Source organism: Streptomyces justiciae (assembly GCF_015163075.1).
GTDB lineage: Bacteria > Actinomycetota > Actinomycetes > Streptomycetales > Streptomycetaceae > Streptomyces > Streptomyces justiciae.
Genome location: NZ_JADDXU010000004.1, coordinates 569190 through 590179 on the forward strand (window position 1 = coordinate 569190; position 20990 = coordinate 590179).

The window sequence follows — 20990 nt, forward strand, 5'->3', positions numbered from 1 at the left end:
ATTCAAAGTGCGGTGAAGGTCCAGAGCAGGTTGGTGCTGGTGCCGTACGTCCACTGCTTGGTGAGGGAGCCCGAGGAGACGTCGCCGCCGCCGTCGAGGACCAGGCCGGTGGTGCGGTTGGCTATCGAGTAGCGGTCGCCGCCGCGGTGGGTGATTCTCCACTGCTGGTTGGTGCCACCGTTCCAGGGAGCCTGCCGGGCCGCGGAGCCGTCGGCGGTGGCGCCCCAGCCGTCGGCGACCATGCCGTTGGTGCGGTTGACCAGCTTGTACCAGCCGTCCTCGACCGCTTCCGCGACCCACTGCAGGTTGGGGCTGCCGTCCCAGGTCCACTGCTTGAGGTTGGACCCGGAGGCGACGTTTCCTCCGCTGTCCAGGGCGAGGCCGTTGGTGACGTTGGTGATCCGGAAGTGCGTCGCCGGGTTGAACTGGACCCTCAGTGAGGTGATCCGGTCGTTGTTGCCGGTGACCCTGAGGTCGGGGTTGTCGGCGGTGAACGTCCAGGAGGTGCCGGTGAAGTCGTCCCCGGAGTAGCCGATCACCCGGTATCCGGGGGCCGGCCGGAGGGAGGAGAGCATGCCCGGGCCGAGCCCGGCCGTGGTCAGATCGGCCGCGGTGTGGTCGCCGACCATGAGTACGGCGGACCTGCCGGTGTAGTCGACGTCCGCGAAGGCGACGGCGCCGGCGAGCGGCCGCAGGCCCGGGATCGCGCCGGAGAAGGCGAGCTTCAGCACATACGCGCCCGCGCTGTACGGCGCCGAGGACGGCAGGGAGACCGTGAGACCGGAGGAGTTCTGGGCCGGTGCCGGCAGGTCGATGTAGGTGTTGGCGGTGGAGCCGAGCAGCTTCACCGAGGCCAGCGAGGAGAGGTTGATCCGGCCCGAGGCGAGCGTCTTGATCGTGAGTGAACTGCCGGGCCACCCCAGGACGGTGGCGTAGAGGACGTTGCCGGCCTTGTTGCGGGTGAAGCGGATGTCCTGCGCCGTGCCGGCGTGCGGTGTGGTGAAGGAGCCGCCGCCCATCTTCGTCGGGCCCTCGCCGTACGCGGTCCACGCGCGGGTCCCGTAGATCGACTCGCCGAAGCGCTTCAAGTGGTCACCGATGCCGAGCAGGATGTCCTTCTGCGCCTGGGGGACGGTGCCGTCGGCCATGGGCGCGATGTTCAGCAGCATGTTGCCGTTCTTGCTGACCCGGTCGATGAACGAGTGCAGCATCTGCGGGATGCTGTAGTAGCCGATGCCCTGGGTGTAGCACCAACTGCTGCTGGAGATGCTGTCGTCGGTCAGCCAGTACGGCGTGGTGAGGTCGGCCGGGCCGCCGCGCTCGTAGTCGAAGACCTCGCCCTTGCCGTTCATCCCGTCCTTGTAGGTGGCGACGACCTCGCGTCCCCAGCCGATGGCCTGGTTGTAGTAGTACGCCAGGAAGTTGAGGCGCTGTTGCTCGTCGACGGCGCGCAGGTTGAAGTCCTGCCACAGGATGTCGGGCTGGGCGCGGTCGATGACCTCCTTGAGCTTGTCGAACCAGAGCTGGTTCTCCGCGGCCGAACCCAGCTGCCCGTAGAGCTTCTTCAGGCTCGGGTCCGTCTGGGCGGGCACGTGCTCGTAGAAGCCGGTGAAGTTGTACGCGTGGTGCATGGCCACCAGCAGCTTGAGGCCCTTGGCGCGGACGGCCGTGGAGAAGAGCTTCAGCAGGTCGAGGCCCGGGCCCTTGTCCATCGAGTTCCACTCGTTGACCTGGCTGTCCCACATGGAGAAGCCGTCGTGGTGCTCGGCGACCGGGCCGGCGAACCGGGCGCCGGCGTCGACGAACAGCTGCGCCCATTCGTCGGGGTCGAACTTCCCGCCGGCCGACTTCAGCTTCGGCGCGAACTTCACGGTGTTGCCCGCCAGGTCCGCGGCGCCGTTGATGAAGTTGTGGTATGGCCATGCGGACGGCTGGCCGTAGGTCGCGATGTGGTGCCGGTTCGCGTTGCTTCCGGCGTCGTACATGTTGCGCGGGTACCACTCGTTGTCGTAGGCGGGGACGCTGAAGACGCCCCAGTGGAAGTAGATCCCGAACTTCGCGTCCTGGAACCACTCCGGGGCCGGTGGGTGCTGGTCCACCGAGTTCCAGTCGGGCGTGTACGTGCTGGGCGCCGCCTCGGCGACACCGGCACTGAGCACACCTCCGGCAACGGCCGTCGCGACCACGCAGGTTGCGGAGGCCAGGAACTGGCGTCTGTTGATCGAGCTCGACATGGATACATCCCTGATGCGGAAGGGGCAGGGGGAGCGCAGTGTCACGCATGAAGGTCGGCCATGCCGCCGGGGAATGTCAACCGGTGTGCAGGGATGAATGCGGTTACTGAGCAAGGTGAGTTGACTGACTTGTACCGGTTCTTTATCTATTGAGATCTCCCAGACATGGCATGTCTGGAGGCCTCGCTGTCACCGCCATCGACTTCCCGCGCCCGCACCCCACTATCATCGGCGTCACCCTCGGCATGAGGACTCCGGAACAGGTCGGACGTGCTCGCGGGGCACGCCGAGGGGAGGGACGCGCGGTGTCGCTGACGGACAAGGCGATCGAGCAGATCCGTGAACTGATCCGGACCGGAGCACTGCCGCCGGGGTCGAAACTCCCGCCGGAGCCGGACCTCGCCGCTCAACTGGGCCTGTCCCGCAACCTCGCCCGCGAAGCGGTCAAGGCACTGGCCGTGGCACGCGTGCTGGAGGTCAGGCGCGGCGACGGCACGTACGTCACCAGCCTCCAGCCGAGTCTGCTCCTGGAGGGGCTCGGCGGTGCGGTGGAGCTGCTGCAGGGCGACGCGGTCGCCCTGCGGGACCTCATGGAGGTACGACGGCTCCTCGAACCGATGGCCACGGCCCTTGCCGCCACGCGGATCTCCGACGACCAACTGGCCGAGGTGAAGCGGCATCTGGACGCCATGCGGGAGGCCCGCGACGACGTCGAACAGCTCAACGCCCACGACGCCGCCTTCCACCGCGCCGTCGTCCTGGCCACGGGCAACGAGACCCTCCTGACCCTCCTGGAAGGCATCTCGGGCCGCACCCTGCGGGCCCGTATCTGGCGCGGTCTGGTCGACGACAAGGCCGGAGGCCGCACCCTCGCCGAGCACGAGGCCATCTTCAACGCGCTGTCCGCCCGTGATGCCGCCCTCAGCCAGGCGGCCGCGCTGCTGCACGTGAGCAACACCGAGCAGTGGCTGAGGGGACACCTGCGCTCCGGGGAACCTCACCCCTTCGGAGCGACTGTGGGGGAGTGACGCGCGGTGGGTCATCCGGCTGTCAGAGCGGTCCACTTCTGGTTGGTGCCGCCGTGGCAGTCCCACAGCTGGAGTTGCGCGCCGTCAGCTGTGGAGGAGCCCGGAACGTCGAGGCAGCGGCCGGAGGCGGGGTTGCGGTAGCCGCCGTTGTAGGGCTGCCAGACCTGGTTGGCGCCGCCGTGGCAGGACCAGAGCTGCACCTTGGTGCCGTTGGCAGTGCCGTATCCGGCGGCGTCGAGACACTTGCCCATGGAGCGCAGGGTGCCGTCGGTGTAGGCGGACCAGTACTGGTTGGCGCTGTCGCCGCAGCTCCACGTCTGGACGGCGGTCCCGTTGGCGGTGCCGGCGCCGTTGACGTCCATGCACTTGCCGGCGAGGCCGGACTGAATGCGGGACGGGGCGGGCGCGGGGTTCTTCAGCCACCCGGCGTTGTCCGCGGACTGGACGCCACGGTGGAAGGCGTCGGCCATCTTCTGGTAGCCCGCGTCGTTGGGATGCAAGGTGTCGGCCAGGTCGGCCGTGGTCAGACCGCCCATGTCGACGAACGCGACGTGTTTGCCCGCGGCCTGTGCGTCGCTCACGATTTGCCGGGTGGCCTGGTTGTACGCGGCCCTGTACTGCTCCTCCGAGCCGCTGGTGGACACGACCAGGGAGGCCACGAGGACGGTCGCGTCGGGAGCGGCGGCGGTGACCTGGTTGACCAGCGACCTCAGTCGGTCGGCGGCGGTGGAAGGCTGGTAGTTCCCGTTGAGGTCGTTGGTGCCGATGTGCAGCGTCACCACGTTGGGCCGGTAGCGGGTCAGCGAGGCGTCGGCGAGGGAGGCGATCTGGTCGATGCGGTATCCGGAGTGGCCTTCGTTGTCGGGGTCGGACATCGAACCGCCCCGCACCGTGCCGACGAAGTCCAGCGGGTGACCGTCCGCGGCGAGCCGGTTGAACAGCGGACCTCGGTAGCCGTTACCCGTGCTGCTCCCCACCCCCCAGGTGATCGAGTCGCCCAACGGCATGACCCGTAAAGGGGTGTTGGGTGCGGCGGAGGCAGGGGTCGCACCTGTCGCTGTCACCCCGAGCGTGGTGGCGACGAGGGTGAGGAGGGGCAGGATCCAGGGTTTTCTCATGCGGGCGTCCTCTTCTGCGAGTGATGGCTGGAATCAGCGGGCTCGGCGGGCACGGCACCAGCTGCTGGTGCCGTGCCCGAGGGTCAGCGCTGCAGGGTGAGCAGGCCCGGCCGGTACGGCAGTTGGATGTAGGGGGTGCCCGGCGGAGTGTTGGGGGACAGCCCCTGGTAGAGGAACTGCAGGTTGCAGGGGTCGATGGTCATGGTCTGGTCGGGGTTGTTGCGGACCAGGTCGCCGTGGCTGATGTCGTTGGTCCAGGTGGCACCGCTGTTGGCCTTGCCGGCGAAGGGGTTGGACTCGGTGGCGGCCTGCGGGGTCCACGGACCGTTCAGGCTGGAGGCCGTGAACGAGCGGAAGAAGCGCTGCTCCGTCGCCCCCCGAGCCTCGACAATCATGAGGTACTGGTTCTGGCCCTGGACCTTGTAGACCTCCGGCGCCTCGAACAGGTTCTTGACCGTGTCGCTCATGACGGTCGTGTATGACGAGCCGAAGCTGGCCGGGAAGTTCCCGATCGGCATGGTCGACTTGTAGATCTTGCCGTTGTCACCCGCGAAGAACATGTGCATGTTCTGACCGTCGGCGATCATGGTCGGGTCGATCGCGCTGCCGTCGGGGACGCTGCCGGTGAACAGCGGCTGTGCCGCGGACCAGCCGTTGGGGTTGGTGGGGTCGCTCGACGTGCGGTAGACGAAGGGCCACTGGGTGCCCCAGCCGTTCGAGGTCAGCACCCAGATGTTCTTGGGCGCGAAGTAGAACAGTTTGGGCGCCACCACGCCCTGGCTCATCGCGGTCTGGCCGGCCGAGCCCATGTCCGACCAGTTGGTGAAGGGGCTGAAGCCCATCGAGTGCCAGTTGCTGCCGTCGGAGTAGGTCGCGTAGACGAGGTGCTTGCCGTTGTACGTCACGGTCGTGAAGTCCTTCAGCGCGGCCCACCCGTTCGCCGGCTGCGCCAACGCACCTGTCGAACTCCACCGGTACGTCGACGGAAGGGCACACGTGCTGCCCCCGCCGGACAGACCGGTCCACTTCTGGTTGCTGCCGCCGCTGCAGTTCCAGAGCTGCACCGCCGTGCCGTTGGCCGTACCGGCGCCCGACACATCGAGGCACAGCCCGGACTCCACGGCGACGACCGTGCCGTCGGAGTTGACCCGCCACTGTTGGTTGGTGCCACCGTTGCAGGACCAGATCACCGGCCGGGTCCCGGCCGTGGTGGCGTGGCCCGGAACGTCGAGGCACTTGTCGCCGTACACGGTCAGCTGGTTGTTGTCGGTCAGCGTCCACTGCTGGTTGGTGCCGCCGCTGCAGTCCCAGATCTGCAACGTGGTGCCGTCCGTCCGGCCGGCGTTCGGCACATCGAGACACCGGCCGGAACCGGTGCCGCGCAAGGCGCCGCTGGTGGCCGCCTGAGCCGGGTTGGCGACGAGGGTCGCCGCCGAGGCGACCAGGGCCGCGACCACCACGGGGAGATGCTTGCGGCTGAACGTACGTCTGTGCATGGGGACCTCAATCCTTGAGTGAGCGGTTCCCTAGGCCCCGTCAGGGGGCTGCTGGACAGGCGTGCTGGGGCATTGCTCAGCGTTCGAAATGTCGGACGCTGGTCGAAGGGTCGGGCAGACGAGAGCCGTCATAGAGGAGGCTCGGGTCTCGTCGTCCCGCGCCATCGATACATGGGATGGATTAACGGGCATGAACGTTCCCGGTGTCTAGAGCTGCGACACAAAACACCGGCTGGGTCTGGAAGTCTGGCCGATCGGAGTCGGGCATCGAATCAGACATGGGATGTTGAGGCGGGGCTCGTCGGAAAAATTTTGGATCTCACGGCAACCCTGTGGGGTTCCTGTGGCCACTAGGAGGTGGGTTCGATCATCACGGTGATCGAAGCCGCGTTTCCTCTGATGAACGGCTGCAAGGAGAACACCCCCCATGAGAAACCCCACGAACGGCGGACGGCACCGTCGGCGGTGGACCGCGACCGGCCTGGTGCTCGGCGTGCCGACCATCCTGGTGCCGTATCTGCTGTTCGCGCAGGAGGACTCGCAGGCGGCGACGGTCGACGGCGACGCCTACTACCGGCTGGTGTCGGTGCGCAGTGGCTTGGTCCTGGACGTCGACGCCAACTCCACGGCCGACGGCACCCGGATCCAGCAGTGGACGGACCAGAACACCGCCAACCAGCAGTGGCGGCTCAAGCCCGCCGGGGGCGGCTACTACGAGCTGGTGAACCGCAACAGCGGCAAGGTGCTGGGCATCACCGGCAATTCGACCGCGAAGTCGGCCACCGCCGAGCAGCAGACCGACAGTTCGGCCACCTCGCAGGAGTGGCGGATCGACGAGGTGGTTGGCTCGGCAGCCGTGACCCTCACCTCCCGCAGGAGCGCCCAGGTCCTGAGTGTCGCGGGCGGCTCGACGGCCGAGGGCGCGGCGGTCGTCCAGGCTCCCGGCACTGACGGCGCCGGGCAGCGGTGGAAGCTGGTGAAGGTGGCCGAGAGGGACGGTGCCCGGACGACGGCCGCCGTGAGCACGTCGTATGTCTGGAAGAACGCCCAAGTCGTGGGCGGGGTTACGTCACCGGGCTGGTGTTCAACCAGAAGGAGAAGGGGCTGTTGTACGCGCGCACCGACATGGGTGGCGCCTACCGCTGGGACAACGGGGCGCAGCAGTGGATCCCGTTGACCGACTGGATCGGCGAGAAGGACTGGAACCTGCTGGGCATCGACTCGGTGGCCACCGACCCCGTCGACCCCAAGCGGCTCTACCTCATGGCGGGCACCTACACCAACGACTGGGCGGGCAATGGCGCGATCCTGCGCTCCACCGATCAGGGCCACACCTTCAAGCGCACCAACCTGCCGTTCAAGGTGGGCGGCAACGAGGACGGCCGTGGCGCCGGCGAACGGCTCGTGATCGACCCCGCGGACCACCGCAACCTGCTGCTGGGCAGCCGCAAGAACGGCCTGTGGCGCAGCACCGACTACGGCGTGACATGGAGTCAGGTCTCCTCGGTCCCCGTCGAGGACGGGGCGGGCAGCGGCGCGGGCATCTCCTTCGTGACGTACGGCAAGGCCGGCAGCAGGACGATCTACGTCGGTGTCGGCGACAAGTCCACCTCCCTGTACCGCTCCACCGACGGTGGCGCCAGCTGGCAGGCGGTTCCCGGGCAGCCCACGGGCGAACTGCCGCAGCACGGCGTGATCTCCGGGGACGGCTCGCTCTACGTGACGTACACCAACAACCTCGGCCCCAACGGCGTGACGGGGGGTTCGGTGTGGAAGTACACGCCGGCCAACGGGGCGTGGAAGAACGTCTCCCCGTCCAGTGGCAGCTACGGGTTCTCCGGTCTGGCCGTCGACCCCCGCAAGCCCTCCACGGTGATGGTCACCACCCTCGACCGGTGGTATCCCGAGGACGAGATCTACCGCAGCACCGACGGTGGCACGACCTGGAAGGCACTGGCCGACAAGTCGGTGCGCAGCGCTTCCGGTGCTCCGTACGTCGGCACCCACACCGGGCACTGGATGACCGCCCTGGCCATCGATCCCTTCAACTCCGGGCACGTGCTGTACGGCACCGGCAACGGCATCCTGCGCAGCAAGGACGCCGACGCCTCCGACAGCGGCGGCACCAGCCACTGGAGCACGGGCGCCCGGGGGCTGGAGGAGACCGCGCTGATGGACGCGATCGCCCCGCCGGGCGGCGCCACCGTCATCACCGCCATGGGTGACCAGGGCGGCTTCCGTCACGACGACCTGAGCAAGGTGCCCGCCGGGCGGCTGAAGAACCCGCTGATGACCAACAGCACCGACCTCGACTTCGCCCAGTCCAAGCCGTCGATGATGGTCCGCGTCGGCAAGGGCGGCGAACAGGACGGCGCCTACTCCACCGACGGCGGCCGCACCTGGCGCGGCTTCAAGGCGGAGCCGGTGGCGGGCGCCGACAGCGGCCACATCGCGCTCGCCGCGGACGGCTCCGCCATCGTCTGGACCGAGGCCGGGCAGGCCCCGTACCGCTCGACCGACAAGGGGGCGAGCTGGTCGCGGGTCGGCGGTCTGGGCGCCGACGCCGTGGTGGTCGCCGACCGTTCCTCGGCGAAGACCTTCTACTCGCTGTCCGGCGGCACCCTCTACGCCAGCACCGACGGCGGCGCGACCTTCACCGCGCGGGCCGGCGACCTGCCCTCCGGCAAGCTCACGGCTGTCCCCGGCATCGCCGGAGACCTGTGGATCGCCGGTGGCGGCAAGGGGCTGCTGCACTCCACCGACGGCGGCCGCACCTTCACCACGCTCAACTCGGTGCAGTCCGCCTCCGCCCTCGGCTTCGGCAAGGCCAAGCCGGGCACCAACTACCAGGCCCTGTACCTGATCGGCACCGTCAAGAACGTCACCGGTGTCTTCCGCTCCACCGACAAGGGCGCCACCTGGGTCCGCGTCAACGACAAGGCCCATCAGTGGGGCGCCATCGGCGGTGTCGGCGTCATCACCGGTGACCCCGACACCTACGGCCGGGTGTATGTCGGCACCAACGGCCGTGGCCTGCAGTACGGCACCCCGACCTCCTGACGCACGGGTGTGCGCACGCGCCGCCGGGCTGTCCGGCGGCGCGGCGTGGCTCCCTTCGCGGGCGCCGTGCGGCGAGGATGACGGGTCATGACGATCGTGTTCCGGGTCCCCGCCGGCGGTGCGGAGCGGGTGGGGTTCGCCTACTCGCCGACGATGGAAGCCGTACTGAGTCTCCATGTGCTGGTGGAGCCCAAGCACCACCCCGTGCAGCACGGCTGGGTGCGGGCGATGCGCAGGTTGTCCCCGGCGCTGAAGCGGGAGATCGAGGCGTTCTCCTACGCGGTGCGCTCGTACTTCCCCGAGTTCCTCTTTCCGCAGCCGACCGGTGGGCTGGCGGAATTCGCCGACGAGGTGGCCGCCTTGCGTACGGCGGATCCGGAGCTGGTGCGGCTGGAGTTCGCCGTCCCGCTGCTCTCGCCCTGGCCGGGCGGCGGCGAGGGCCGGGACCCGCGTCTGCTCGACGCACCGGACGTACGCCGCCTGGTGCGGGAGCGCCTCGCCCGGGACAGCGACGAAGCGATGGCCGCGATGCTCCTCGACGACCCCCGCGCGCTGCTCGAACGGTTCCTGAACATGCTGGACCGCTACTGGCGCGAGGCGTTCGAGGAGGAATGGGCACGGCTCGAACCCGAACTCGCCGCCGGCGTCAGCGAGGCCGGCCACCAGATCGAACAGCGCGGCCTGTACGGCATGCTCCGCGGCCTGTGGCCGGAGGTGCGCAGCGATCCGCGCACCGAACGCTTCTGGCTGGAGCGACCGCACGACCACGAGGTCGCCATCGGCCCGGACGACACACTCCTGCTCGCCCCCAGCGCCTATGTGTGGCCGCACGTACGCGTCAACTGCGACGGCCCGTGGCCCCTCGGGCTCGTCTTCCCCGTCTCCTCGATCGTCCGGGAAGCCCGCCCGAGGATTCCTCCCGCGCAACTCGTCGGCACACTCCGCGCGCTCGCCGACGACACCCGGCTGCGCGCCCTGCGCCTGCTCGCCGAACGCCCGCGCAGCACACAGGAGTTGGCCCCGCTCGTCGGTGTCAGCGAGGCCGCCCTGTCCAAGCACCTGCGGGTGCTGGCCGACGCGGGCCTGCTGGAGCGCCGCCGCGAGGGCTATTACGTCCTGTACCGGCTCGCGCCCGGACAGGTCGCGGGCCTGACTCCCAGCTTGGAAAGCTTTCTGCACGGGGACGGCGAGGTGACCGAGCACGACTGATTAGCCATCTGCCTAATAAGTGGATCAGGCCTCTGGCAGGACCCGACAGTGGCCGCATGTCACTGCTGAAGGACCGCAACTTCCTGCTTCTCTTCGCCGGCCAGGGCATCTCCCGCTTCGGCGACGGCCTGTACACCGCCGCGACCGCCTGGCTGGCGTGGTCGCTGACGAAGGACCCCACGGCCGTCGCCGTGGTGAGCGTCTCGGCGTTCGCGCCCGCGTTCGTGGCCACCTTCGTCGTCGCGTCGTACGCCGACCGCCGCGACCGCCGCAAGCTGATGATCGCCACCGACCTGGCCCGGGTCGCCGTGGTGGCCGTCGCATCGGTCCTGCTCGCCCTCGACCTGCTGAACCTGCCCCTGCTCGTGGCGACCACGGCACTGCTGGCGCTGATCGGCGCCCCGTTCGCCCCGGCCCGCAACGCCATCGTCACGCAGATCGTGCCGGACGACCGCCTCCAGCAGGCCAACGGGCTGCTGCAAGTCGCCTTCCGGGCCGCCTTCTTCGTCGGCCCGCTCGCGCTCGCGCCGCTGCTGGCCCTCGGCTCGTTGCAGGCGGCGCTGGTGGTCAACGGACTTACCTTCCTGGGCTCGGCGGCCGCCGTGGCCGCCATCCGCGTGACCCGCCCGGCACCGGCCGGCGCTCGGACGGGACTGTGGTCCGATCTCGGCGCCGGACTGAGAGCCGTGCGGGCCGCTCCCGACGTCCTCGTGGTCATCGTGACCTTCGTGCTCGCCCTCGCCCTGACCAACGGTTTCCTGACCGTCGGGCTCGTCGCCGTCGTGGGACAAGGCGGCCAGTACGGCCTGCTGCTCGGTGTCGCGGGGGTCGCCGAAGTGGTGGGCGCCCTGCTCCTGGCGGGCTTGCGCATCCGCAGACTCGCACTGGCCGCGGTGCTGGCGTGGGCCCTGCTCGGCATCTTCCGGGCACCGCTTGGAGCAGTCACCTCCACGACCGTGGCGGCACTCCTCCTCACCGCCACCGGGCTGGCCTCGGCCCTCACGGACATCCCCCTGATCGCACTGGTGCAGCAGCGCATACCGAGCCGGCATCTGGCGAAGGCGCTCGGCCTGTGGGAGGCCGGAGTGGCGGGAGCCCTGTCGATCTCCCCCTTCGTGGCCTCGACCGCCATCACCCTCGTCGGAGTCGAGAACGCCTTCCTGCTCTCGGGGGCCGCCGTTGTCGTCCTGGTCATGACCGCCACGCTCACCCTCGCACGCGCCGGCGCACGGCGGCAGCCCGGCCAGAAGCCCCTCGCCACGGCAGGCGTCGTGGCGTCCGAATAAAAGGGTCAGTGCGCCTACGGGACGTCAACTATCTTGCCGTCCTCGTCGAGCGTGTGGGTCTCCCAGTACACGTCCCACTTGTCGCCGACCTCCTGCGGCACCTTCCCCTCGGGGTATCTCGCGTATCCCGCAGAGGGTTCCTCCTCGTCCGAGACGCACGCGGAGCCGGTCGAGCCCACGGCCAGGACGGGGTACTCGCCACCGCTGCAGATGTTCTCCCGGTACTCCCAGCCCGCGCATCCACTGAGCGCCAGGACCGCGGCCGTGCTCGCCAACACGGCGGCGATGCGGGCCTTTTGAGGCCGCAGACCGGATGCGGCGCGGCTCTTGTCGCGGGGCGTGATCATCGTGTCTCTCCCGTTCGTTCGGTGTGCCTCCACTCTCGCTGCCGAAGGGGCGCCGCCTCCTGAGCGCGCGTACTCAGAGACACCCGCGCAGATGCTCAATGTGCCGATGGTGACGTGCCGCAACAGTCCAACTCCCTTTGAGGACAGGCCCTTGACGGAAAATGCTGATGGCAGGTACATGACCGATGGGTCTCCAGGGGCATACCATCGCAAGGCCTCGGAGGGGCGGTCGACGGTGTGTCCGGCCCGACCGGAGCACCTGTGCCGCTCCTTCGCGTACCCGGCTCCGCCGGGGCCGGAAATCCCCCCACGGATGAAGGAGCAGCAATGCCCCTCGGCACATGGCTCAAGGCAGGCACATCCGCCGCGGCGCTCGTCCTCGCCATGGCGAGCGCAGCGACCGCCGCCCCCGCGAGTGAACCGCCCACCGCCCAGGCGGCGGTGGTGGCCCTTCGCTACGACGACAGCCGCGCCGGCGGCTGGGAATCGGCGATCGCGGCCGGAGTCGCCTCCTGGAACGCGAACGTGAGCAACGTCAGGCTGGTGGAAGCGGCACCCGGCGCCGGCGCCGAGATCGTCATCGTCGCCACCACGAGTTGGCCGCAGGCCACCCTCGGCCCCGTTCGTCCGGGCCGGCAGGTCCGCGTCGAACTCGGCAGCCAGGCCGTGAGCCAGGGGTACGACAAGACCCGGATCGCCGCCCACGAACTGGGCCACAGCCTCGGCCTGCCGGACACCAAACCCGGCCCCTGCTCACAACTGATGTCGGGTTCGAGCGCCGGCACGGCGTGCACGAACGCCGTACCCGACGCGGCCGAGCGGTCCCGAGTGCAGTCCACGTACGCGAATGGCGTCGCCGCGCTCATCCGCACGGACGGTCGCAACCTCGTCGACGCACCCTGAGCACACTGCCCCACAGGGCGACCACGGCCCTCCGAGGCCGTGGTCGCGCGACAGCACGTCCTCATGCCCTGGTCAGAGGGCGATCAACCCGGCCGTTGTCTCCCTGAAGCCGCAGGCGTCGAAGTAGAACGACCGAAGGTGCTCCTCGAAGTCGACATGGAGCCACTCGCACTGCGCGGCGCGAGCTTCGCGAGCCGCAGTTGCGACCAGCGCTCCACCCACACCGCCCCGCTTGCGGTGGTCGGCGACGACCGCGTCCAGGAGGAAGGCGTGAACTCCGCCGTCCCAGGCCACGTTGACGAAGCCGATCAGCGAGCCGCCTTCCCACGCGCAGACCCAGCCGAGGCTGTGCCGCTGAAGCCTTTCTCGCCAGTCGGTCTGAGCGACGGGGTGGCCGAAACCGTCGGCGTGCAGGGCGTTGAGGGCGGAGTTGTCGAAGTCGCCGCGCCACTCGTACTCGATCGTCACCTCTCGATCGTAGGGACACCGAACCGCCGGGTAGGTCAACGCTGGTAGAGGGCCACCAGGGTGCCGCTCGCAAGTTGTCGTTCGTCGACGGCCCGGTGCACCTGGTCAGCGCTGGGAGCATCGGGGAGAACGCAGGGTTCGGCCAGAGCATAGAGGCGGATGAAGTAGTGGTGGGCGTCGTCGCCCGGCGGCGGGTGCGGTCCGCCCCATTCCCGTTCGCCGAAGCCGTTGACCAGCTCCGTGCCGCCAGGCGGGGGCTTCCCCGCCTCGACGCCGTCGCTGTGCGGATCGATGCCTACGACCACCCAGTGCACGAACGTGCCCGACGGCGCGTCGGGGTCTTCGCACAGCAGGACCAGTTCGGCCGCGTCGTCGGGAACGCCGGACCACGTCAGGGGCGGCGAGGCGTTCTCCCCTTCGTATGCGTACCGGCGGGCCAGAAAGGCGTGGTCGCTGAAGGCGTCGCTGGTGAGTTCGATGCCGGCCATGAGGTCCGGGTATCCCGGTCGTGTCCGGAAATAACCGCTCGGGTCCGATCGGCAATCCACATGGCGGGCGGGAGCGCGGGTACTCGGGGCGCGGGTTCCTCAGCCGGGCGCCACCTCGTCCTGGCCATGCCGAGCTGTCGGAGTGCGATCAACCATGAGTGACATTTTTCTGGACATCCTTGCCGTCATGCGGGACGCGCGATGACCGGCGCTGAGCATGGCGTCGTGGTCGTCGGCGTCGACGACGGGTCGTACTCGTGGGTCGCGGCGGACTGGGCCGCTGCGGAGGCGGCGCGGCGCGGCTGCTCGCTGAAGATCGTCCACGCCGTCGGCCGGGAGGCGGACGCCGCATACGGTGAGCCGCTGGAGCTTGGGCTCACGGAGCGGGCCAGGGAGGCGGCCGCCGGCGTGCTCGACGACGCCCGGGCGCGGGTCACCGCCGGCCATCCCGACGTGCACGTCGAGACCGAGGCCGCGCGGGAGGACCCGGCCGGGGCGCTGATGAGCGTGGCAAAGGACGCTGACCTGATCGTGGTCGGCACGCGAGGGCGTGGTGGCTTCGCCGAGCTGCTGCTGGGGTCGGTGAGCCGGAAGGTGGCCGCCCACGCCGACCGGCCCGTCGTGGTGGTCCGCGGGGACACCGTGAAGCCTGTCGGCAACGGCATCGTGGCGGGCGTACGTGACGAGCGGGACGAGGCAGCCGTGCGGTTCGCGCTCGTCGAGGCCGAGCTGCACCGGGCCGACGTGCGACTGGTGCACTCCTGGACACCGCTCGCCCACACCGGCCTCGTGACGTCACAGGTCAGCCATGTCGAGCAGGAGCGCAACGCCCACACCCAGCTGCTGAACCACGCCGCGCGATCCGTCATCGAACACCCGACGGTCCACGTGGACACCGAGCTGACCGTCGACTCGGCTGCCGGGGCTCTGGTGAAGGTGTCGGACGGGGCAGGCCTGGTGGTGCTCCCGCGCCATCCGGTCGAGGGCAGGTTCGGGCTGCCGCTGGGCACGGTGGTGCACGCCGTCCTGCATCACGCGCGCTGCCCTGTCGCCGTCGTCCCGGTGAGCTGATCATCGATCGCTTGCCCGCCGTCAGCGCAGTGGCCCGCGCTGCTCAAGCTGATCACGGACATCGGCTTCGGTCCGGGTGCCGAAGTGCTCTGGGCCGAGCAGTGCCACCGCCTGATGGTGCGTGTGCTCCGCCGCCAGATGCGCCTCCGCGACGGCATCACCGCGCTCGCGAACGAGGTTCTCGTAGATCGGCAGGAAATTCTCGGAGGGGTTGGCTGTCACAGTCATTCCTGGGTGATCAGGATCGGTTGAGTCGGGTGGCGATTCCGTGACCGATCAGCAAATACATGACCGCCGGAAGGCCATAATCGAGGATTACTCGTAGATTCTCTGTGTCGGTGGTGAAAATGTCCTGCGACCACCAGGCCAGCCAGTCGGCGGTGCCCCGCACGAATCTGACGAACGCGTTCGCCTGGTTCGCGTCGAGCAGGAAGAGCAGGATCCACAGGCCCAGCAGGCCCGCTGCGGTGTCGGCGATCGTGCAGATCGTCAGAGCCGTGCGTCGGCCCGTGTCCCGCGGGCGCGTGGGGCGTCCGGGGGCCGGGGGCTGGTCGTAGGTCCGGTATCCGGAAACCGGGTCGGTGTTGCTCATGAGGAATTCCGATCTGACTTGGTGTGGTGGCGGCGCTTTCTTTCTCCTTCTGCGTATGGATACCTCGGTCGCGTTACACTCCGCCCGCAATGCCCGAAAATATGGTCGCCTATTCGGGCACTTGGTCAAATATTCTGCCGCTGGGCCACAATTCCGCTGACTCTTCCGGGCAAGGAATGTGCCGGCTGGTGTTTGCGCGCTTCCGGTGAGGCCACTCGTTCTCTCGAACCGCTCGTAGCTCCCAGTCCCGTCCGGGGAGGCGCACGACGATGGCGCGCATGCTCGTCAAGGGTGACGACCTGGTCGTACGGCTGGCCTGGTGGGAGAAGGCGGCCGGACGCCACCGTGACGTGCGGGTGCCGCTGGCGGCGGTGCGCCGGGTGACCGTCGAACCGGACTGGTGGCGTGCCCTGCGCGGCACCCAGGAGCACGGCAGGTGCATCCCCGGTGTCCTGTGCCTCGGCTCGCGCCGCCATCAGGGCGGGACGGACTTCGTCGCGGTGCGGCCGGGCCGGCCTGTGGTGTGTCTCGAACTGTGGCCCTCCGCTCCCTTCCGGCTGCTCGCCGTCTCCGTGCGGGACGACGCGGAGGGCAGGGACTTGGCCGGCAGGCTCCAGCGGAGTGCGCCGGAGGTCGATGCGTCCACGCGTTGGCGCCAGCCGTTGCCCGTGCCCGAGGAGACGGACCGGCGTTCTGCCGGGATGTCTCTTCTGGGGTCCGCGGAGCCGCACGAGACCCGGAGGACGTGATGCGTTCCCACGGCACGCTGGCCCAACGGCTGATCGCCGACCATCTCGTCGAAGGCCGCATGGAACCCGGCCAGGAGATCGGCCTGCGCATCGACCAGACGCTCACCCAGGACGCGACCGGCACGCTGGTGATGCAGGAGCTGGAAGCGCTCCGTCTGGACCGGGTCCGTACCGAGGTCAGCGTCCAGTACGTCGACCACAACCTGCTCCAGGCGGACGAGCGCAACGCCGAGGACCACGCCTTCCTGCGCTCGGCATGCCGCCGCTTCGGGATCTGGTACTCCAAGCCCGGCAACGGCGTCTCCCATCCCACCCACATGCAGCGCTTCGGCGTTCCGGGCCGGACGCTGGCCGGGTCGGACTCGCACACCTGCGCCGCCGGGTCGCTGGGCATGCTCGCCCTGGGCACCGGTGGTCTGGAGGTCGCACTCGCCATGGCGGGGCGGCCCCTGTACGTGACCATGCCGGAGATCTGGGGCATCCGTCTGACCGGGCGGCTGCCGGAGTGGGTGAGCGCCAAGGACGTGGTGCTGGAGCTGCTGCGACGGCACGGTGTGAAGGGCGCGGTCAACCGCATCCTGGAGTACCACGGCCCCGGCCTGGACCAGCTGACGGCCATGGACCGGCACGTCATCGCCAACATGGGCGCCGAACTGGGCGCGACGGCCTCCGTGTTTCCCGCCGACGCGGCGGTGCGCGACTTCCTGCGCGCCGAGGACCGCGAGGACGCCTTCCGCGAGCTGTCCGCCGAGCCGGACGCCGACTACGACCTGACCGACGAGATCGACCTCGCCGCCCTCGAACCGCTCATCGCCCGCCCCACCTCGCCCGGCAACGTCGTACCGGTGCGCGAGGTCGCGGGCGAGCCCGTCGGACAGGCCGTCATCGGCTCCTCCGCCAATCCCGGGCTGCGTGACTTCGCCGTCGCCGCCGCGATCGTCGCCGGCCGTCAGACGGACTCCGGCGTCAGCTTCGACGTCAACCCGACCTCCCGCGAGATCCTCGCCGACCTCACCAGGATGGGCGCCACCTTCGACCTGATCGCCGCCGGGGCCCGTATCCACCAGGCCGGCTGCCTGGGCTGCATCGGCATGGGCCAGGCCCCGGCGCCCGGCCGCAACAGCCTGCGCACCTTCCCGCGCAACTTCCCCGGCCGCTCCGGCACCGAACAGGACGCCGTCTGGCTGTGCTCCCCGGAGACGGCCGCCGTCTCCGCCCTCACCGGCGAGATCACCGACCCCCGCGACTGGGCCGCCAAGGAGGCCGTGCCCCCACCGCGCCTGCGACTGCCCGAACGGGCGTCGGTCAACCGCGCGATGCTGGAGCCGCCGCTGCCGCCCGAACAGGCCGCCCGGATCACGCTGGAACGCGGCCCCAACATCTCCGGCCTGCCCGACCTCGACCCGCTGCCCGACGCGCTGGAGGGGCCGGTCCTGCTCAAGTGCGGGGACAACGTCTCCACCGACGAGATCTCACCGGCCGGGGCGAAGGCACTGCCGTACCGCTCCAACATCCCCAAGCTCGCCGAGTTCACCTTCACCCGGATCGACCCGGACTACCCCCGCCGCGCCGCTGACCTGGCCACCGACAGCGGGCCCGGCCGCCACTTCGTCGTCGGCGGGGAGAACTACGGCCAGGGCTCCTCCCGCGAACACGCCGCCATCACCCCGCGCCACCTCGGACTGCGCGCCGTCGTCGCCAAGTCCTACGCCCGCATCCACTGGCAGAACCTCACCAACTTCGGCGTCCTGCCCCTGGAGTTCGACGACCCGGCCGACTACGACCGCATCGACGCCGACGACCGGCTGCGCCTGGAGAACCTCCACACCGACCTGGCCCCAGGAGCCGCACCCCGCCTGCGCCTGCACAACACCACCAAGGACGAGACGTACGAGATCCACCACCACCTGTCCGATGGCCGCCGCCGCACCGTGCTCGCCGGAGGAACGATCGCCGCCCTCGCCGGCGCCGGTTGATCACCTCTGGCGCGGGTATCCGGGCGCGCATGAAGTGGCAGCAGGTGCAGGACTCACCGGCCGCGGTCTTCGTCGTGGTCCTCGACCCCGGCGAGGAGGCACTCGCCGAGATCACCGGCTTCGCCCGCGAGCAGTCCCTCGGAGCGTCCCAGGTGACCGCCGTGGGCGCGTTCTCGCAGGCCACGGTGGGGTGGTTCGACCGCTCGGCCAGGAACTACCGGCGGATTCCGGTCGACGAGCAGTGTGAGGTGCTGTCACTGCTGGGTGACATCGCCGTAGGCGAGGAAGGGCCGACTCCACACCTGCACGCTGTGCTGGGCCTGCCCGACGGCACCACACGCGGTGGGCATCTGCTGGAGGGGCGGGTGTGGCCGACGCTGGAGGTCATCGTCCGGGACAGCCCGGTGGCTCTGGCGAAGATCCACCGCCCCGACCTCGGCCTGGCGCTGATCAACCTGCCGGGCGGGGTATCGCGGGGGAGCGGCACATGACCGCCGGGGCCCAGGCTGTACCCGGAGCCTGGTCGTCGACTGTCCGATGAGGGGGGTGGAAGGGGGCCTCGGGCATGCAGTTCCGTGACCGCAGCCATGCGGGGCGGGAGCTCGCCGCGCGGCTGCTCAGCCGGCAGGAGAAGGGCGTACTCCCTCATCCGGTGGTCCTGGCGCTGCCCCGCGGCGGCGTGCCGGTGGCCCGTGAGGTGGCCGACGCTCTCGATGCGCCGCTGGACGTTCTGGTGGCCCGCAAGATCGGCATGCCGTTCCAGGAGGAGTACGGCGTCGGCGCGCTGGCCGGGGACGACCCGCCGCTCTTCGACGCGCAGGCCATGGATCGGACGGGCCTGAGCGAGAGCGCCTTGGCAGACGTCGTGGAGCGCGAGCGGGCGGAGGCCCACCGCAGGGAGGAACGCTACCGGCGGGGCCGTCCGGCTCCGGACCTGAGAGGACGTACCGCGATCATCGTCGACGACGGCGTGGCCACCGGATCCACCGCGCGCGCCGCGCTGCACCATGTCCGTCGCCAAGCCCCCGAGCGCGTGGTCCTGGCGGTGCCGGTGTGCTCGCCGCAGGCGGCCGAGCTGCTGAGCGGCGAGGCCGACGACGTGGTCTGCCTGTACCAGCCGGACGCGTTCAGGTCCGTGGGCCAGTGGTACGACGACTTCGAGCAACTGACGGACGAGGACGTGCTCAAGGCACTCCACGGGACGTCCGCGGAAGGCTGACGGGTCGGCGGTTCACGTCCCTTCGTGACCGAGGATCACGTCCTGGCGGTGGGAGCCGTAGAACTCGCTCTGGCGCGCCATGATCTCGCGCATCGAGGTGCCCCGCGGGACCCCGTACACCGTGCCGGGGAAGTCCAGCTCGCGCTGCACGGCCCAGATGTCCTCGTGCCGCTCGGGCGAGAAGAGCTGGGCCGGATCGCCCACGGCGATCCACCCGATGGGTACGACGGCTTCCGGCTCCAGCCGGGAATTGGCGTGCACCACGGCGTTGATCCGTACCTCGGCGGCGGCGCCCACGACCGAACCCGGGAACAGGGTCACGCCGGTGGCGAGGAACGCCTCGTTCTCGACACGGGCGCCGTTGACGTGGGCGTGGGGTCCGATCAGCACGGCGTCCCCGATCACCGCCGGATGCGTCGCACGCCCGCGGACCAGGGCGTTCTCCATCACCACGGTGTTCTCCCCGACCGTCACCTCACCGTCCTCCGCGGTGAGCACCGCCCCGTGCAGCACCCGCACTCCTTCACCGAGGACTACGGCCCCGCACACCGTGGCGGAGGCAGCGACATAGGCCGAGTCCGGTACGACGGGCCTCCGGCCTCGGTGCTCGATGAGCATGACGTCTCCTCTCGGTCCGGTACGCCTCCGCCGTCGAACGCGGCTGCTCTTGGCTCCGTCCCGTCACAGGCGGCCGGGTAGCCCCTGACCCGACGACCGAAACACTCATGGTGGACACGGCGGGTAGGCGGTGACCGGCCCGGATTCATCCGGCTCGAAAACAGTTTTCCGAGCCGCCCGAGAGGCCCATACCCTCCGGACATGGATCTCCGCGAAGAACTTCCGGGTGACAAACAGGCTGTACGGGACGTTCACCTGCAGGCGTTCGGTGACCATGGCCCTGTCGTGGCCGACCTGGTCGACACCCTGCGGGACACCCTCACCACCGGGGACGGTCTCTCTCTGGTCGCTGAGCAGGACACGCAGGTCGTCGGCCACGTCATGTTCACCCGCAGTCTTCTCGACGCCCCTCGGAGGCTGGTCGACGTGCAAGTCCTCAGTCCGTTGGGCGTGATCCCCAAGCTCCAGAAGCGCGGTATCGGTTCGGCCCTGGCTCGACACGGGCTCGGCATCCTCGCCGAACGGGATGTCCCGCTGGTCTTCCTGGAGGGCGACCCGGGCTATTACTCGCGTTTCGGCTTCGCGCCCGGTGGTGGTCTCGGCTTCCGCAAACCGTCCCTGCGTATCCCGGACGGTGCCTTCCAGGTCATCAGGTTCCCGGAGTACGAACCGTGGATGACGGGGACGCTGGTCTATCCGGAGCCGTTCTGGCGGCATGACTGCGTCGGCCTCCGTGACCCCGACGCGTAGCGGCGCGAGCGCCGAGACTGCGTCCATGCCCTCAAGCGGCCATCTACTTCGGCGGCAAGCTCGCCGCGAAGTTGCGTCCCTCGTCGAGCCAGGCGCCGAGCGCGTCGTCCTCCGCGACCGCGGCCCCGTCGACCACGATCCAGCCGCGCATCGGGCGTCCGGTCATGTCGAAGACACGTGTGCCCGGCCGGGCGAGGGCGGTGTCGGTCGCGTCCGGGCCGACCCGGACCATGAGGTCGTCGCCGGTGACACCGACGGCCATGTTGCCGTCGTACAGGAACGCCACCCCGCCGAACATACGTTTCTCGGTGACGGCCGGGTCGGTACCGAGCCGCTCCCTGATCCGCTCCGCCAGCCCCTCGTCGTACGCCATCGTCG

General features: G+C 69.6%; 20 protein-coding genes and 1 pseudogene. 11 read left to right on the forward strand and 10 right to left on the reverse strand.

Annotation, left to right across the window (positions count from 1 at the left end):
• Positions 1–2: 2 nt before the first annotated feature.
• Complete coding sequence (locus IQ210_RS15025) at positions 3–2234, reverse strand: alpha-L-fucosidase (RefSeq protein WP_194079480.1); 2232 nt, start codon at positions 2232–2234, stop codon at positions 3–5.
• Between the two features lie 305 nt (positions 2235–2539).
• On the opposite strand from IQ210_RS15025, the gene IQ210_RS15030 reads away from it, so the two are divergent.
• Positions 2540–3262, forward strand: a complete 723-nt coding sequence (locus tag IQ210_RS15030) for a FadR/GntR family transcriptional regulator (protein WP_194079481.1) — start codon at positions 2540–2542, stop codon at positions 3260–3262.
• Between the two features lie 11 nt (positions 3263–3273).
• Here IQ210_RS15030 and IQ210_RS15035 read toward each other — a convergent pair whose 3' ends face one another.
• Complete coding sequence (locus tag IQ210_RS15035) at positions 3274–4380, reverse strand: ricin-type beta-trefoil lectin domain protein (protein WP_194079482.1); 1107 nt, start codon at positions 4378–4380, stop codon at positions 3274–3276.
• 83 nt (positions 4381–4463) lie between these two features.
• On the reverse strand, positions 4464–5876 hold the full coding sequence (locus IQ210_RS15040; protein ID WP_194079483.1) for a non-reducing end alpha-L-arabinofuranosidase family hydrolase: 1413 nt from the start codon (positions 5874–5876) through the stop codon (positions 4464–4466).
• A 427-nt stretch (positions 5877–6303) separates the two neighbouring features.
• Here IQ210_RS15040 and IQ210_RS15045 point away from each other — a divergent pair.
• The 3 genes and pseudogenes from IQ210_RS15045 to IQ210_RS15055 all read left to right on the forward strand — a co-directional run bounded on the left by IQ210_RS15045 (position 6304) and on the right by IQ210_RS15055 (position 11431).
• Positions 6304–8936 (forward strand): annotated as a pseudogene (locus IQ210_RS15045) (RICIN domain-containing protein).
• Positions 8937–9023: 87 nt separating this feature from the next.
• A complete protein-coding gene (locus tag IQ210_RS15050) occupies positions 9024–10145 on the forward strand; it encodes an ArsR/SmtB family transcription factor (protein WP_194079484.1) in 1122 nt (373 codons plus the stop codon).
• Positions 10146–10201: 56 nt separating this feature from the next.
• Entirely contained in the window at positions 10202–11431 is a 1230-nt protein-coding gene (locus IQ210_RS15055; protein WP_194079485.1) for an MFS transporter, read from the forward strand.
• Between the two features lie 14 nt (positions 11432–11445).
• Here the strand turns inward: IQ210_RS15055 and IQ210_RS15060 are convergent, their stop codons facing one another.
• Positions 11446–11778, reverse strand: coding sequence for an SCO0607 family lipoprotein (locus tag IQ210_RS15060; RefSeq protein WP_228047742.1), 333 nt, complete (start codon positions 11776–11778; stop codon positions 11446–11448).
• Positions 11779–12105: 327 nt separating this feature from the next.
• On the opposite strand from IQ210_RS15060, the gene IQ210_RS15065 reads away from it, so the two are divergent.
• The gene (locus IQ210_RS15065) at positions 12106–12681 is read left to right on the forward strand and encodes a snapalysin family zinc-dependent metalloprotease (protein ID WP_194079486.1); all 576 of its coding nucleotides are present in this window, start codon (positions 12106–12108) and stop codon (positions 12679–12681) included.
• A gap of 72 nt (positions 12682–12753) precedes the next feature.
• Here IQ210_RS15065 and IQ210_RS15070 read toward each other — a convergent pair whose 3' ends face one another.
• Entirely contained in the window at positions 12754–13149 is a 396-nt protein-coding gene (locus tag IQ210_RS15070) for a GNAT family N-acetyltransferase (protein WP_194079487.1), read from the reverse strand.
• A 35-nt stretch (positions 13150–13184) separates the two neighbouring features.
• Positions 13185–13637 (reverse strand): YbhB/YbcL family Raf kinase inhibitor-like protein, encoded by a 453-nt coding sequence (locus tag IQ210_RS15075; RefSeq protein ID WP_194079488.1) that lies wholly within the window; start codon positions 13635–13637, stop codon positions 13185–13187.
• A 201-nt stretch (positions 13638–13838) separates the two neighbouring features.
• Here IQ210_RS15075 and IQ210_RS15080 point away from each other — a divergent pair, with 201 nt between their 5' ends.
• Complete coding sequence (locus IQ210_RS15080; RefSeq protein ID WP_194079489.1) at positions 13839–14708, forward strand: universal stress protein; 870 nt, start codon at positions 13839–13841, stop codon at positions 14706–14708.
• A 21-nt stretch (positions 14709–14729) separates the two neighbouring features.
• Here IQ210_RS15080 and IQ210_RS15085 read toward each other — a convergent pair whose 3' ends face one another.
• Both IQ210_RS15085 and IQ210_RS15090 read right to left on the reverse strand, forming a co-directional pair.
• Positions 14730–14930, reverse strand: coding sequence for a hypothetical protein (locus IQ210_RS15085; RefSeq protein WP_194079490.1), 201 nt, complete (start codon positions 14928–14930; stop codon positions 14730–14732).
• Positions 14931–14946: 16 nt separating this feature from the next.
• Complete coding sequence (locus tag IQ210_RS15090; RefSeq protein WP_194079491.1) at positions 14947–15300, reverse strand: hypothetical protein; 354 nt, start codon at positions 15298–15300, stop codon at positions 14947–14949.
• A 278-nt stretch (positions 15301–15578) separates the two neighbouring features.
• Between IQ210_RS15090 and IQ210_RS15095 the strand changes: the two genes are divergently transcribed.
• From IQ210_RS15095 to IQ210_RS15110, 4 genes are all read left to right on the forward strand, one after another.
• Entirely contained in the window at positions 15579–16049 is a 471-nt protein-coding gene (locus IQ210_RS15095) for a hypothetical protein (protein WP_194079492.1), read from the forward strand.
• Positions 16049–18025 carry an aconitate hydratase gene (locus IQ210_RS15100; protein WP_194079493.1) on the forward strand — a complete coding sequence of 659 codons (1977 nt, stop codon included), beginning with the start codon at positions 16049–16051 and terminating at the stop codon, positions 18023–18025. Before IQ210_RS15095 ends, IQ210_RS15100 begins: the two co-directional genes overlap by 1 nt.
• 29 nt (positions 18026–18054) lie before the next feature.
• Positions 18055–18516 (forward strand): PPC domain-containing DNA-binding protein, encoded by a 462-nt coding sequence (locus IQ210_RS15105; RefSeq protein ID WP_194079494.1) that lies wholly within the window; start codon positions 18055–18057, stop codon positions 18514–18516.
• 74 nt (positions 18517–18590) lie between these two features.
• A complete protein-coding gene (locus IQ210_RS15110) occupies positions 18591–19244 on the forward strand; it encodes a phosphoribosyltransferase (RefSeq protein ID WP_194079495.1) in 654 nt (217 codons plus the stop codon).
• A gap of 12 nt (positions 19245–19256) precedes the next feature.
• Here the strand turns inward: IQ210_RS15110 and IQ210_RS15115 are convergent, their stop codons facing one another.
• Positions 19257–19862, reverse strand: a complete 606-nt coding sequence (locus IQ210_RS15115; RefSeq protein ID WP_194079496.1) for a gamma carbonic anhydrase family protein — start codon at positions 19860–19862, stop codon at positions 19257–19259.
• Positions 19863–20063: 201 nt separating this feature from the next.
• On the opposite strand from IQ210_RS15115, the gene IQ210_RS15120 reads away from it, so the two are divergent.
• Entirely contained in the window at positions 20064–20612 is a 549-nt protein-coding gene (locus IQ210_RS15120) for a GNAT family N-acetyltransferase (RefSeq protein ID WP_194079497.1), read from the forward strand.
• A 43-nt stretch (positions 20613–20655) separates the two neighbouring features.
• On the opposite strand, the gene IQ210_RS15125 is transcribed toward IQ210_RS15120, so the two are convergent.
• Positions 20656–20985, reverse strand: coding sequence for a TfoX/Sxy family protein (locus IQ210_RS15125; protein ID WP_194079498.1), 330 nt, complete (start codon positions 20983–20985; stop codon positions 20656–20658).
• Positions 20986–20990 lie beyond the last annotated feature (5 nt).